General features: G+C 53.9%; 12 protein-coding genes and 1 pseudogene. 4 read left to right on the plus strand and 9 right to left on the minus strand.

Features of this window, described 5'->3' with window-relative positions:
- The first annotated feature begins 6 nt into the window (after positions 1 to 6).
- The 3 genes and pseudogenes from maiA (at position 7) to LAB08_RS30365 (ending at position 3,291) form a co-directional block, all read left to right on the plus strand.
- Positions 7 to 648, plus strand: coding sequence for a maleylacetoacetate isomerase (gene maiA, locus LAB08_RS14465; protein ID WP_096511545.1), 642 nt, complete (start codon positions 7 to 9; stop codon positions 646 to 648).
- 11 nt (positions 649 to 659) lie between these two features.
- The gene (locus LAB08_RS14470) at positions 660 to 1,856 is read left to right on the plus strand and encodes a 3-hydroxybenzoate 6-monooxygenase (RefSeq protein WP_096511543.1); all 1,197 of its coding nucleotides are present in this window, start codon (positions 660 to 662) and stop codon (positions 1,854 to 1,856) included.
- Positions 1,857 to 3,097: 1,241 nt separating this feature from the next.
- Positions 3,098 to 3,291 (plus strand): annotated as a pseudogene (locus LAB08_RS30365) (hypothetical protein).
- Positions 3,292 to 3,402: 111 nt separating this feature from the next.
- Here the strand turns inward: LAB08_RS30365 and LAB08_RS14475 are convergent.
- The 4 genes from LAB08_RS14475 to LAB08_RS14490 form a co-directional block, all read right to left on the minus strand.
- Positions 3,403 to 4,392, minus strand: a complete 990-nt coding sequence (locus LAB08_RS14475) for a zinc-dependent alcohol dehydrogenase family protein (RefSeq protein WP_096511541.1) — start codon at positions 4,390 to 4,392, stop codon at positions 3,403 to 3,405.
- Between the two features lie 105 nt (positions 4,393 to 4,497).
- The gene (locus LAB08_RS14480) at positions 4,498 to 5,400 is read right to left on the minus strand and encodes a LysR family transcriptional regulator (protein ID WP_096511539.1); all 903 of its coding nucleotides are present in this window, start codon (positions 5,398 to 5,400) and stop codon (positions 4,498 to 4,500) included.
- 159 nt (positions 5,401 to 5,559) lie between these two features.
- Positions 5,560 to 6,978, minus strand: a complete 1,419-nt coding sequence (locus tag LAB08_RS14485) for an aldehyde dehydrogenase family protein (protein ID WP_096511537.1) — start codon at positions 6,976 to 6,978, stop codon at positions 5,560 to 5,562.
- 12 nt (positions 6,979 to 6,990) lie between these two features.
- Positions 6,991 to 8,031 carry a homoserine dehydrogenase gene (locus tag LAB08_RS14490; protein ID WP_096511535.1) on the minus strand — a complete coding sequence of 347 codons (1,041 nt, stop codon included), beginning with the start codon at positions 8,029 to 8,031 and terminating at the stop codon, positions 6,991 to 6,993.
- 326 nt (positions 8,032 to 8,357) lie between these two features.
- Here LAB08_RS14490 and LAB08_RS14495 point away from each other — a divergent pair, with 326 nt between their 5' ends.
- Positions 8,358 to 8,810 (plus strand): GNAT family acetyltransferase, encoded by a 453-nt coding sequence (locus LAB08_RS14495; RefSeq protein ID WP_096511533.1) that lies wholly within the window; start codon positions 8,358 to 8,360, stop codon positions 8,808 to 8,810.
- Between the two features lie 98 nt (positions 8,811 to 8,908).
- Here LAB08_RS14495 and LAB08_RS14500 read toward each other — a convergent pair whose 3' ends face one another.
- The 5 genes from LAB08_RS14500 to LAB08_RS14520 all read right to left on the minus strand — a co-directional run bounded on the left by LAB08_RS14500 (position 8,909) and on the right by LAB08_RS14520 (position 14,534).
- Positions 8,909 to 9,346, minus strand: a complete 438-nt coding sequence (locus tag LAB08_RS14500) for an Lrp/AsnC family transcriptional regulator (protein WP_018925939.1) — start codon at positions 9,344 to 9,346, stop codon at positions 8,909 to 8,911.
- Entirely contained in the window at positions 9,343 to 10,731 is a 1,389-nt protein-coding gene (gene thrC / locus LAB08_RS14505; protein WP_096511531.1) for a threonine synthase, read from the minus strand. Before thrC ends, LAB08_RS14500 begins: the two co-directional genes overlap by 4 nt.
- Before the next feature lie 18 nt (positions 10,732 to 10,749).
- Entirely contained in the window at positions 10,750 to 11,640 is an 891-nt protein-coding gene (locus LAB08_RS14510; RefSeq protein ID WP_096511529.1) for a LysR substrate-binding domain-containing protein, read from the minus strand.
- 51 nt (positions 11,641 to 11,691) lie between these two features.
- Entirely contained in the window at positions 11,692 to 13,128 is a 1,437-nt protein-coding gene (locus LAB08_RS14515; protein WP_096511527.1) for an amino acid permease, read from the minus strand.
- A gap of 137 nt (positions 13,129 to 13,265) precedes the next feature.
- The gene (locus LAB08_RS14520) at positions 13,266 to 14,534 is read right to left on the minus strand and encodes a cystathionine gamma-synthase family protein (protein WP_096511525.1); all 1,269 of its coding nucleotides are present in this window, start codon (positions 14,532 to 14,534) and stop codon (positions 13,266 to 13,268) included.
- Positions 14,535 to 14,544 lie beyond the last annotated feature (10 nt).

Here is a 14,544-nt window from a genome sequence, read left to right on the forward strand (position 1 = left end):
TTCCAAATGCAGCTTTACAGTTTTTTCTTCAGTTCCACCTCGTACAGGGTACGAATCGCCTTGGCATTGAAAGGTCTCAACTACCAATACCACGCGGTCAATCTGCGGGCCGGGGAGCAGCGTTCCTCGGCGTATCGGGAGCTCAACCCTTCGGGCAGCGTGCCGTTGCTGGTGACTGACGAGGGCGTGGCGATCAGTCAGTCACTGGCAATCATCGACTATCTGGACGCTATTCAACCTGCTTCGCGACTGATTCCTCGTGATCCCATTGCCAGGGCTCGGGTGTTAGAGGTCGCCAGCCTGATTGGCTGCGATATTCATCCGGTCAACAACCTGCGGGTATTGGGTTATCTGCAAAAGAACCTGAACGTTACGGATACGCAAAAAAGCACCTGGTATCAGCACTGGGTCGAGCAGGGGATGGAAGCGCTGGAAGCGTTACTGCATCGACAGGGTCATGGCTCTTATTGCTTCGGTGACGAGCCGACGCTGGCTGACTGCTGCCTGGTACCACAGGTCGCCAACGCTCTGCGTATGGGGTGTGATCTGGAACGCTTTGAATTGACCATGGCGATCTATCGTCATTGCCTGGTTCACCCTGCTTTTATGCTGGCCGATCCCAGCAACCAACCTGATTACATCGCCTAACGGAGAACATGATGAACATTGCAAAAAAACAAAAAGTAATCGTTGTGGGTGGTGGAATTGGCGGTCTGGCTGCTGCATTGGCATTGACCCGTCAAGGGCTGGAAGTCCTGCTGCTGGAACAGGCGGACAAAATTGCCGAGATCGGTGCCGGTATCCAACTGGGGCCTAATGCCTATGCGGCGTTAGATGCCCTTGGTGTCGGCGAAGCTGCGCGCCGTCGTTCGGTATTCACCGATCACATCATCATGATGGACGCCGTGGATGCCAGCGAGGTTGTGCGTATTGATGTGGGTGAAGCCTTTCGCAAGCAGTTCGGCAACCCCTACGGAGTGATCCACCGTGCGGACATTCATCTGTCCATTCTCGAAGCGGTCGAGAAAGATCCGCTGATCCAGTTCCGCACCTCGACGCGCATCGTCAGCATGGACGTCAGCGAAAACCGGGTTGTATTGATCGATAGCCAAGGCAATCGTCACGAGGGCGATGCGGTCATCGGCTGCGATGGCGTGAAGTCAGTTGTCCGCGAAAACCTGCTGGGCGATGCCCCGCGGGTGACCGGACATGTTGTTTACAGAGCCGTTGTCGATGCAGCGAACATGCCGCAGGAGTTGCGTGTCAATGCACCGATGCTTTGGGCTGGCCCTCATTGCCACCTGGTCCACTACCCGCTGCGCGCCGGTGAACAGTACAACCTGGTGGTGACTTTCCATAGTCGTGAGCAGGAAGAATGGGGTGTGCGCGATGGTAGCAAAGAGGAAGTGCTGTCTTATTTTGAAGGCATCCACGCTGTCCCTCGGCAGCTATTGGACACACCAACATCCTGGCGTCGCTGGGCGACAGCAGATCGCGAACCCGTGGAGCACTGGGGAAACGCCCGGGCCACTCTGCTTGGGGATGCGGCTCATCCGATGACGCAGTACATGGCTCAAGGCGCCTGCATGGCGTTGGAGGATGCCGTGACATTGGGCGAGGCGGTCAAGGCCTGCGAAGGGAACCTGCAGGCTGCTTTCAGCCTGTATGAATCGGTTCGAATACCACGCACTGCGCGAGTCGTCTGGTCGACCCGTGAAATGGGCCGTCTTTACCATGCCAAAGGTGTTGAGCGAACCGTGCGCAATTCGCTATGGGCGGGACGTACGCAACCGGAGTTCTATGCTGCGCTGAACTGGCTGTATCGATGGAATGTTGCTCAATGCCTGGAGGCTTGATACCGGGGGAAAGCGGACTTCGAACTTAAGAGCAATCCCTGGTCATTATTGTACTTATCTTGTGGACCGAATAATTATGGTGGGAGAGGGCCGCTTTCTCTCGAGCGACGGCTTAGTAAGATGAAGGTCAGTCTAAACTTAGCTCAACTAAATAGATGTTTAGTTGAGCTAGCCAATGATTCCACGTAGAGGTCATTTTGTTGCCATTGGCGGTAGATCATCTTCAAGAGTTCACATCTCTCGCCAGACACGTGGCGTCAGGCCCCTCTGACGTGGTCCAACCTAATCTAGCAGGGTGCCAAAAAATTGGAAGTTGCGGCTGACAGAGTAGTGCAAGTGATAGTAAGGGTAAACATTCCAACCGGCAAACCCCAGAGCTCGAACAGCATTACGGAGCTTTGAAATCCCAGGCGTGCCAGGCAAACCAAGGCTAACACTTCGGTTCAGCATTATTCTGTAAACTTGTTTTTTGACTTGTTAACTACGGTGGTTAACAAGTCAAAATTGTGGTTAACAACGGTACTGGACGAGCATTTCACAGAGCTTTTCATCTAACCAGATTTTGGCGAGCGCAACGTGCGCATCGCCAAACCGTCAGCGTCTGCAAGCAAATCAATGGGCGTTTGTGTTTTCCACGTGTGGCAGCCCTTGAAATCTACGCACCAACCCCACGCTGAACGCTGCAGATTTCACACAGCGCCGTGCTTGGAGGCGGATCTCGGTATCAGCGATGGCATCAATGAACGGGCTAGCCCCAAAACATTTCCATTACTAAGCGAATCGGCGAGCTCGGGTCTGGTTCACGATTACCTCATTCAAGAACGACATCCGTGGATCCGCTGCCCACAAAGCAAAATCAGGCGCGCCGAAGCCCGCCAGGACTCACAGCGGTTCGGTAAGCGAGCTCTTTAAACGGAGGTCAGTAGGACCAATGGAGACCAAAAATGCGCACTTATGGATCATCAGTGCAAGCGATCGGGTGACCGTACCGACGGTAAACTCATCAGATAGAATGTGAGATATGCAGGTAGAGGTAAATTCTTTTCCAGGCGGCTGTACGGCTATGAACGGGATTTAGTTCTCGAAATGAAAAGAGATTACTTCCGAGAGCTAGAGCTGACCTTGAAATCTGGCCACCAGACGCACCCACGTCCGTATATGGCGGTACGCATAATGTATATTATGTTAAATCATGTGTATGTCAGATATGTTCATGAGCCTCCTAAGGCACTAACACAGACCTGCTCCCTTCCCTGCTTTTCAAGATCAACCAAATCAACTCGCCCTTGAGGCTGCCATCATGGAGCTCACGCTTTGGGTCGAACAGCGTGGATCGGGTGACGTTGCCGAAAACGTTCGAGGTGCTCTGCAGGCCATCAACAGGGACGAAGAGTTCATCAATATAACTCTCGCGATGCTTATGGCGCCGGAGTAACCAAGGCTCGACTTTGGTAACTTAAAAGCCTCCTTCGTTTTTCGCTAGGTACGTCGACAATACAACGGGGGCCAAAGTTACTGGCCCCCGTCGCAATACCGACTTGATGAGTCAAACTTCTATAACGATTTTGCCGATCTGAGCGTTGGACTCCATGTACTGATGAGCCTCAACAATCTGGGCTAGCGGGAACGTTTTGGCGATCAGCGGATGCAACGCACCAGCCTCAAGCCCCCTGGTGATGAAGGCCTTGGCACGATTCAGGCGCTCAGGCTCTTGGGTGATCTCAAATAGCTGATATCCGCGAATAGTCAGGTTCTTGCCGAGTACTTCCCATACCGGAATGCTCATATCACCGGTTTCGAGAGCGCCGTACTGGAAGAAAATACCCCGGGTAGACAGCGAGCGAAGAATGTTTGCAACCTCAGCTCCTCCGACCGGGTCGAACGCCATACGAGCGCCCTTTCCGTCAGTAATGCGGTTAACCTCAGTGACCAGATCCTGCTCTTCAGTTGCGATCACGTAGGCAGCCCCGGCATCCAGAAGAGCTTGTCGTTTCTCACTTGTACGGGTGAGCGCAACAGGCACCGCACCCACCAAATTTGCGATTTGAATGGCAGCTAAACCGACGCTACTGGAGGCTGCGCGAATCAGTACAGTTTCACCTTTTTGGAGTTTTCCAATGTCGATAAGGGCGCCGTATGCAGTAACAAACTGCATCCAGGTTGCCGCTCCCTCCACTGCCGTCATACCAGCAGGCTGCATTACAACGGCGTGTAGCGGAGCGATGACCAGTTCTCCATACATTCCGTAATCAGCGAAGGAAAACGCAGGGATGACGTTGACCTCATCGCCAACATCGTACTCTGTTATACCTTCACCGATGCTTTCGACGGTGCCAGCTGCTTCATAACCCAAGATGGCAGGCATTTCAGGAACGAACCCGTATTGGCCGGAACGGTACATCGCCTCGGCGCGGTTCAGCCCCAAAGCTTTCACCTTGATTCGAACCTCTCCGGCGTCGGGTTCACGTACATCGACTTCATCGATCTGGAGCACTTCTGGGCCACCAATACGGTGGAAACGGACGACTTTTGACATGGGTAAACTCCCGGTATCTGGAAAGCGTCAAAGGTAATCCGTCACTGCACTGCCCAGAAGTCCGGCCAGAGATACAGACTGTTATCCAAAAAATAACAATCCGGTCTAGGTCAGATTATGTGTGGCCATCAAAGCCTTCAGCCATTGCACAAAGGCTTCGACCTTTGGCGGCAATAGATCTCGGTGGGGGTAGAGGATAGAAATCCGCTTGGAAGGTACCGGGTAACCGTCCAGTACTCGAACAAGCGAACCGTCTTTCAGATGCTCTCGCACTGTTAACTCAAGCCCTTGAATCAGTCCAAACCCGGCTAGTGCCGACGTAACGAACGCTTCGCTATCATTCACGTTGATTCCCGAATCAAGGCGCATAGTCTTCACCTGCCCGTCCACGACGAAGATCCATTCGATTGGCCGTGGATTGGTACCGGAGAAATAATTGACTGCTCGATGGGTGTCCAGGTCAGCTAATGTGCGGGGCTCTCCAAAGCGCTCAAGGTAGGCCGGCGCAGCACATGTCACCATCGGTAGAAAACCTACGCCGGTAGCGACCATGCTCGAGTCTTCGAGGGCCCCCAACCGCACCACACAATCCACTCCCTCTGCGATCATGTCGATAGGCTTGTCACTCGCACCAAGGGTCAATTCGATACCTGGATACTGGCTTTGGAACTCCATCAGGGACGGGATGATAAGCAGCTTCCCCAAGGCTACAGGCAGATCTACGCGCAGCTTTCCAGTGAGACGTGCTGGACGATTACCCAATGACGCCATGGTCTCATCGACCTCGGCCAAGATGGCTTTGCACCGTTTGTAGAACACTTCACCCTCAGGAGTGAAGCTCACCTGGCGAGTTGTTCGATTAAGCAATCGCCCACCCAGTTGCAGCTCCAAAAGTTGAATCGTTTTTGAAACAGCAGGCCGATGAAGGTGTAAGGCCTGCGCTGCCTTGGTAAAACTGCCGGTTTCCATGACGCTGACGAAAACCTGCATCGAGTGAACGATGTCCATTAAAACGCACCTGACGAAGGATCATCTCAGCTTACTCCCCTCGTCTCTGCCAACAACGGCAAGTTCGTGCGATCCACGTCCACTTTTAACTCTGGGGACATCGGGCGTCAGATAAAAGCGTCCACCCGATGTGAACCGATGGCAATTTACTTCGTAGGTTTAATCCACCTCGCTGATGCAAACGACTTTAGGCTGCGTCATGTCCTCATACGCAAATCGAACACCTTCGCGCCCCAAACTTCCGTACTTAAAACCACCGAAAGGCATGGCATCGAAACGATAATCGGAAGAGTCATTGATCATCACGCCACCCGCTTCAATCTGACGCGCTAGTTTCAAAGCTTTGGAAATATCACGTGTGAAAAGACCTGCATGCAAGCTGTACTCTGTTGCGTTGGCCAGAGCAATTGCGTCTTCCAGATGGTCAAAAGGCTCCAGGATAACCACAGGCGCGAAGACTTCCTGCTGCCAAATCGTACAGCTATGCCTCACATGCTCAAGCACGGTCGGCGCATAGCTTCCCACCTGGCGATGGTGCCCACACAGAAGAACGGCCCCCTCGGCCAGTGCTTCGCTTACCAATTGTTCGGTACGACGGGCCGCCTGTTCCGTAATCATCGGGCCTATATCCGTTGTCCGCTGGTCAGGATCACCCACTACTAAGGCGCGCGTTTGGCTGACAAAACGCTCACGGAAGTCCTCATAAATTGAACGATGTATAAGGATGCGTTGAGTGCCGATGCAATTCTGCCCTGCTGCCCAAAAGGCACCAGACACACAGGACTCCACGGTCGGTTCGATATCACAATCTTCAAGCACAAGTACTGGGGCATTTCCTCCCAGATCCATTGCCAGCTTCTTCAACCCTGCACTACGAGCAATGGCCTCACCCGTGGCAAAACCACCCGTAAAGGAAATCATCCGAACTTCGCGAACCTCCACCAATGCTTTACCCAAGTCGACGCCACCAGTCGCCGGGGTAATCACAGAGGGTGGAAGACCCGCTTTTACCAAGCACTCAACGAGCTTGAGTGCAGACAACGGCGCGAGTTCCGAGGGTTTCAAAATCACGGCATTGCCACCGGCGATTGCCGGGCCGAGTTTATGGGCGACCAAGTTCAGTGGATCGTTGTAGGGAGTGATCGCGACGATAAGCCCCAACGGTTCCCGCGTGAACCAACCTTGACGCGACTCCGATCCTTCATAAGCCCCAAATGGAATCACTTCCCCGGCGTTACGACGAGCCTCTTCCGCCGATAGCTTCAGCGTGTTCACACAACGCTTCACTTCCTTCTCTGCTTGTCGCAGCGTCTTCCCCGCCTCTGCAACAATGAGTTTGGCAAACGCTTCAGCCTCAAGTTCTACATGCCGGGCCGCCTCCTCAAGAATGCGCGCACGCAAGTGACGAGGCATTGCCGCACTCTCGCGCACGCCGATTCGCGCGCGCTCCAACAAGCCAGGAACTGCGGCGGCATCGAGGCAAGGGACGCTCCCTACCAGGCGACCATCGAATGGACTGAACACATCAATCTGTTTGGCTTCAACAAGCTGGATACTGGCCATGCTGGATACGCTCATGACGATCTCCTGTTATTTGCCGTGGGCGGTGTGGATGGCGACGATGTCCGACAGCAATGCGAAGGCCGTCTCGATACGCCCTGCCCCAGGCCCGGACACGGTGACAGCTCCCAGCAGTTCGGTATTGAATGACACTGCATTCGTAGCACCGCTGATTCCGGCAAGAGGATGTGAGTTCGACAGTAACCGAGCTTCGACACTCGCTCGAACCGAGCCATCTGCTTCACGAACGGCTGAGCCAATCAGTTTCCAGCTCGCGCCATTGGCACTTGCCTGAGCAATATCTTGCGCGCTGATACTGCTGATGCCCGAGCACGCAACATCGCTGACGTTCAGTCGTGCATTGAGCAGTTCGTTGGCCAGGATCACCACCTTGAGGCGTACGTCAAACCCTTCCACATCGGCGGTTGGATCTGCCTCGGCGTAGCCGAGCTGTTGCGCTTGTAAGACGGCATCGTTGAACGTCAGGCCGTCTTTCATCTGGGTGAGCACGTAGTTGGAAGTACCGTTCAGAATGCCTTCGAAGCCTTGTACGTTGGCACCCGCCAAGGCCTGCTTGGCCAGACGAATTACGGGGGTGCCACTCATCACCGCCCCCTCGTATTCGAAAGCGATCTGGTTGCGACGGGCCAACGCCTTGAGCTCGGCACCGTGCAGCGCAATAGGCCCCTTATTGGTGGTCACTACATGAATGCCGTTTTCCAAAGCCCAGCGGCAAAAGGTAGTTGCAGGCTCGCCATCCACCGGATTGGTAAAAGTGGCCTCAGCGATGATGTCTGCACCGGAATGCTTGATCACGGTTTCGTTGAAGGCCTCAGCATTGCCGCCGGGCAGTTGAGCGAATGCGCCTTTCTCAACCGGCAGCGCAACCAACTGCTTTGCATCCAGACCGTCTTTAGCAACGATGGAGCCCAGGAACAGGTCGGTGACACCGACAATTTTAATAGTGAAACCCAGGGCCTCTTTCCACTCGGCATTACGATCGGCGACCAATTGGGCGAAGCCACGGTTCACGCCACCAAATCCTACCAAGGCAATTTTGTACTCAGTCATTTGCGCTGTTCCTATTGATGTTGTTCGATAGGAACATGCTAAGAGCCTGGCTTTGGCAGTTGAATATGGCAAAGTGCTGTATTAACTGGGCGTTTTGCCCAAGCGCGATGTTGTCTCCGAAATTGCACTTCACATGATCAACTGCTTGCACTCGAACTGACCATCGATTGCTTCGGATTTGATAAGCACTCATCGAAACCATGATCGGCAAAGAGTTGCCCGTTGCCGCCGGTAGCGGCGACAGGCAGAAAGAGGCCAATAAGAGACAGTGGACATTACCCACACCAAGGCGCTAGCGTCAGCCCCTTCAATGTGAGGGCTACACCATGGATGCTATTGCCGACTACTCAAATAAACACCATCGCCGTTGCGTCGTGGATCTCTGGGAAACCGTTTTCGGCTACGAAACCGCGCATAACACCCCCAGCCTTGCTATCGACAAAAAACTAGCCGTTAAGGACGGTCTCTTTTTTGTCGCATTGGCAGGAAATGAGGTTGTCGGCACCGTTCTCGCGGGATATGACGGCCATCGTGGCTGGCTGTACTCGGTTGCGGTGCATCCCGCACATCGTCGAAAGGGCCTTGGCGCAAAACTTATTCGTCATGCTGAGGACGCCCTGACTCTACGTGGCTGCATGAAAATCAACCTGCAAATCGTCAGCACAAATGAAATCGTCAAAGCCTTTTACGAATCTCTAGGCTACTCGACGGAACCGCGCATCAGCATGGGGAAAAAGATCGAGTCGAATATTGTGATGCCTGAAATGCAGCCTTGGTGAGTGTCCACTTTGCGTCGTTCTCTGACGGTCAAGACTAGGAAGCGTGCTGGTCAAATCCGATGCAAATGGCTGCTCAGGTCAATGCAGTTGCTCGGTTGTCAAAACACCGCTGAAAGGACGAACGATGTCACGGTGTTTTCCACCCCTGGCATGGCCGCGATTTCCTTCCACACGAGATGGACACGTTCAGGTGTGGCGGCATTCACACGCAGCATTAAATCGAACTCACCACTGAGTACTTCACACTGCACGACCTCGGGAATGGAGCGCAGCGCGGTCAGGACTTCTTCGCCACGCATGCGGTCGTAGCGGTAGACAAAGATCACCGCGCTGATAAGCGACGTAGGCCGCCGCGACTCACCGAGAAGTACCGTATAGCCCTGGATCGCACCGTCGCGCTCAAGACGCTCGATGCGCTGGCGCACCGCATTGCGCGACAAGTTGATCTTGGCACCCAATTCGATATGGGCTATTCGCGCATTGGCAGTAAGTTCGGCCAGTATGCGTTCGTCCAACGGATCGAGAATGCGCTTCATGCAGGCCTCGGCTGTGCCTGACGAAGAGCCTGGCACAGACCGTCCAGATCGCCCTTGGCCAGGTACGGTGGTTGAGCGCGCACCTCGACAGTGCTCGGAACGCATGCTTGCCAAACGCCCAATTCGGTCAACAGCGCCGCTGACTTGGCCGGCGCAATTTGCCCGAAGGTGACCATCGGAGCGCCCAGGCTGCGTCGATGAAGCCTGCCGGCCAGTACACCGACAGCGGTGTGAGGATCAATGGCCGAGCCTGTCTCTCGGAACAGCTCGACTACTTCATCGCGCACCTGGGATTCGTGTACGGCATAGGAATCGAAGAGCACTCGAGCACGCAGCCATTGCTGGTTGCCGATGCTCATCTCTCCGCAACTTTCAAAATGCTCCATCAGCGCATTTGTTGAGCAACCATCGTGCTCGTAAATCTCCCAGATAAACCGTTCAAGGTTGGAAAACAACGAGAAGTCCATCGCCGGCGACACTGTTCGATTAGTCATCCGGGTGGAGTAGCGATTGCAATGAAAAAACTGGTGCAAGGCATCATTGCTGTTGGTGGAAATGATCACCTGATTGATGGGTAGTCCCATTTTCTGCGCAATGTAACCGGCGTAGATCTCGGCCGAGCTGGCAGCTGGGACACTAAAGCCAACGGGACGCGTGCCACCGCCCAGTTGCAAGGCCGCGTGGAAGTAAAAAACGATCTGGGCCAGGACGCCGACCCAATTGGTCGAGTTGAAACAGACCGGCAACACTCCGTCCAATGGCCACTCACGCAAGAGCCGAGAGACCAGCGTCTGGCAATCATCGAAATTTCCGTCAACCGGAAACAGCTGAACCCGCTGCGGGTCGGCTGCCTGCAAGGCACTGAGTTGCTCAGGCGCAAGCCCGTCGCGCGGATACAGTATCGCCATGCGGGCAGCCGGGCAGTTAGCAAAGGCTTCAAGCGCCGCGACGCCGGTATCACCGTTAGTTGCACCGACCACCAACGCTTCTTTACCGACCTCCTCCAGAAAATGCTCGACCAGGCGCGACTGCAATTGCGCCGCGAAATCCTTGGAAGAACCGGTCGGGCCATGAAACAGCTGGAGTATCCACTCGTTATGCCCGATCTGCTCAAGTGGCGTAATAGCGCGGTGCTTGAACTCTTGATAGCTGTCACTGAGCAAGGCACGTAGAGTGCTTTCGTCTATGGAAGAGCCAACAAAAGGCGAAACCACTCGCCAAACCAACTCATCAAACGGCAGCCACGACCAGCTGGCAATCTGTTTCTCGGTGAAGACAGGCAAACTGGCCGGGACATAGAGACCACCATTTTCGGCGAGCCCCGACAGAACCACACTGCGAAAATCAGCATGCATGTCACCGCCGCGAGTGCTTACGTAATGCATGTCTACTCCAATTCAGGTCTACAAAAGGCGATGGGCTTGAGCCACCAGCCAGGTTGAAAAGTGGGTGGCATCCGGAGATAGCGCTTTGCTCTGCTCGTGCACCAGATAAAAAGATTCGCTTGCTTCGATCCGATGATTGAATGGCGCAACCAATTGCCCATTCTTAAGTAAATCCTCAACCACGGAGGAGCGCGCCAGTGCAACGCCCTGCCCCAACTCCGCCATGCGAATCGTGGAAATCAACGTGTCAAACTGGAGGCCGCGGGAGTAGTCGACATCGTCTGCGCCCACACGTTTTAACCAGTAACCCCAACCCTCTTCGTACCCCAGCACATGAAGAAGAGAATGGTTCACCAAGTCGCAAGGCTCATGTATGGGGGCCCTGGCCATGAGCTCTGGGGAGCAAACAGGCTGAAGGATGTCCCAAGTCAATCGCTGAGCGTGCAAACCCGACCACTCACCGCATCCCCAACGAATCTCCAGGTCATCCTCGCCGTCCGGCTCTTTCACCCAAACATTGCTGATATATCGAATATCAATCTGGGGATACTCCCGACAGAAATCTGCAAGTCGGGGAGCCAACCAGTAGTGCAGAAAAGAAAGGCTGCCGCGCACCTTCACGTGCCTTCTATTGCGTTGGCCGAAAATCTCGTTTGTGCCAACTGCCAGGCGACTGATTGCGTCTTGTACGACAGGCAGGTACGACTGCCCTTCCTCGGTCAAATCAAGCCCTCGAGGTAAGCGCTTGAACAGCGCCACGCCGAGGTGGCTTTCCAGCTGGCGGATCTGCTGACTCACAGCCCCTTGAGTCAAATGGAGCTCTTGCGCCGCGTGGGTAAAGTTTAAATAACGCGCCGATACTTCGAATGCCCTCAACCAATTTAAGGGTGGTAGTGACTTTTGACTCATCGGCGCAACCTCATCAGGACTTTATCAATGCTCAATCATTGCCTGAGATGTTCACGCGGTGCCAGAGGAATGAACCGCTGCTGCTATAGCCAACCGCTCCGCTCTCTTGTTCCGAGTGATCCAGTAAACGAAATAGCACCACGCGATAAAGGGCAGGCCGAAATAAAGCGCCACTCGCTGCTCAGGATCAAATGCAATACCGACGCAGGCCAGGAGGCAGCACAACATTGCACCGATAGGCACCCACGGATAACCACGCACACGGAAATGCAGGTCTTCAACTCGGCCACCATTAGCGACGTACTGCCGACGGAACGCGATCTGACTTGCTGCGATGCTCATCCAGACGACTACAACAGCCAGACCGGAAATGGACACCAAGGCCAGGTAAACCGTATCAGGGGCAAGCACACTGCTGAGCAGAGAAGCCACTGCCCCCGCCATACTGAGAACAATGGCATTCACCGGTGTGCCGCGGCTGGAGAGCCTGGCGTAGCACTTAGGCATATGACCTTGATCGCTCAATGTCCACAGCATGCGCGATGCGGCATACAGACCAGAGTTAGCGGCGGAGATCAGTGCCGTGAGAATGACGAAGTTCATAATGTCGGCGGAGTATGGGATGCCAATCAGCTCAAACACCATCACGAACGGACTTTCTACGAGCCCCGCTTGTTCTCGTGGCAGTAACGTCGCCAGGACGAAAATTGTCCCCACGAAGAACAGCGCCAAACGTACTACTGTCGTGCGGATTGCCTTGGGCACGCTAGTTTGTGGATCGTGCGCTTCACCTGCCGCAATTCCGATCAGCTCAGTACCGGAAAATGCGAAAGAAACAGCCAAGAGAGTCATTGCAATAGGTAAGAATCCGGTGGGGAAAAGCCCCTCACGGGTGAAGTTGGATAATCCCGCGCCCTGCAAATTCTGCGTGTGAACAAGACCGATAATTGCCGCTCCACCGATCACAATGAACGTGACAACCGTTAGAACCTTAATCAGCGAAAGCCAAAATTCAGTCTCCGCAAACAGCCGGACAGAGACGACATTACTTACAAAAACTGCAATGGCAAACAGCGCACTCCAAATCCAGACCGGTGTGTCGGGAAACCACCGAACCATCAGGATGCCCGCAGCAGTAAACTCTGAACCTATCGCTACTGCCCAAGTGAGCCAGTAAAGCCAGGCCACTGTATAGCCTGTGCCTGGGCCCAGGTATCGCGTTGCGTAACTACTGAACGATCCGGTTTCCGGCATCTGTACAGCCAATTCACCGAGACAGACCATGACTAAATACACCATCACTGCACCAATGATGTAAGCGATCACTGCACCGAGCGGCCCTGCTTGATTGACCGTGTAGCCAGAGGTCAGAAACAACCCCGTACCGATCACACCTCCCAACGCCAACATAACAATGTGTCGAGTTTGCATTTCTTTTTTGAAATGCGAGTTTGGATCGGATCGATTAGTGTCTAACTGTATGGTCATAATCGTTTTCTCATGAAAGGTGCGAACAAGCGTTTTCGTAACTGGCTTTAGGGCAGTACAATTTTGTTGTCGCTAAATTTTATTATTTTCATTCTTCATGAATGGCTTAAGCTGAATATCGAAAGCCCCATCGGTATTTAGACGCTGACCTCACTGAAACGCTGTGAACTGTCAGTGAGAGGACTTGCATCACTTTGTCTGCTTCGGACAAGAGTGAAGGCTTGTTCTAGGTCAGCCAATAAATCTGCTGAATCTTCAATACCGACGGACACTCGAACCAAACCTTCGGAGATTCCAAGTGCCTGACGCTCTTCCAAGGTATTTTCCACGTGACTGGTCGTTCTAGCAGGCCCATAGATGGTCTCGACAGCACCCAAATTACCCGCCCGATGCGCATACTTGAGCAGCGGCAGCAAGCGAGTCACTGTGTCCATGCCTCCTTTGAGCACGAAGCTGACAATGGCTCCAAATCCGTTCATTTGCGAACGAGCGATGTCATGACCTGGATGTTGAGGCAACCCCGGATAGTTCACCGACTCGACCAGCGACTCGGTACAGAGGTACTCGGCCAAAAGCTTCGCACTCGCCTGTTGCTGGCGAAGACGCAGAGCCAGAGTCTTGATGCCTCGGATGATTAGATACGCCGAAAAAGGATCCAGGGAGGCACCATTGATTTCCCGGTAATGGCGAACTTTAGACATCAAATGCTCGGCGCCGCAAACCAGGCCGCCGAGTACATCCCCATGACCGGACAGGAATTTGGTCGCGCTGTGCACAACCACATCAACGCCTAACGCCAGCGGATTTTGATTCAGAGGCGTCGCGAATGTATTGTCTGCAACAACCAAAGCACCCACTCGCTTCGCCGCCGCCACAAGGCGCCGAATATCAACGATTTTCAGTGTTGGGTTCGTGGGTGTTTCCAGGTACAGGACGCTGCAGCCTTTCGCGATCTCTTGCTCGATAGACTCTGTGTCGTGGGTCTCGCAAAGCGTGACCTCGACTCCCATGCGCGGAAGAAACTCTTCAAAGATCTTGTTTGTGCCACCGTAACTATCCCGGGTAGAAACCACACGCTGCCCATAGGATAGGAAGGTGTGTAGTACACCGCTGATTGCGGCCATTCCAGTACTGAAAGCTACAGCAGATTCTGCGTTTTCGAGCTCACAAAGTTTCTCTTCCAAGACAGAGACGGTGGGATTGCTCATCCGGCTGTAAATGAAGCCGGGTTCCCTTCCCAATGCCACGTCATACCACTTATCGATATCGTCATAGCCATAGGCGGCACTGACCACAATGGGTGTCTGGGTCGCATTGTAGGGATGTTGAACCTGCTCTCCTCCCCATACGACTCGAGTCCCCATCCCTACCTCTGAAGCTTGGATGGCGCGTTTCTTATTTTCCATAAAGTTCTCG

This window comes from Pseudomonas izuensis, from assembly GCF_002356535.2.
GTDB classification, from domain to species: Bacteria; Pseudomonadota; Gammaproteobacteria; order Pseudomonadales; family Pseudomonadaceae; genus Aquipseudomonas; species Aquipseudomonas izuensis.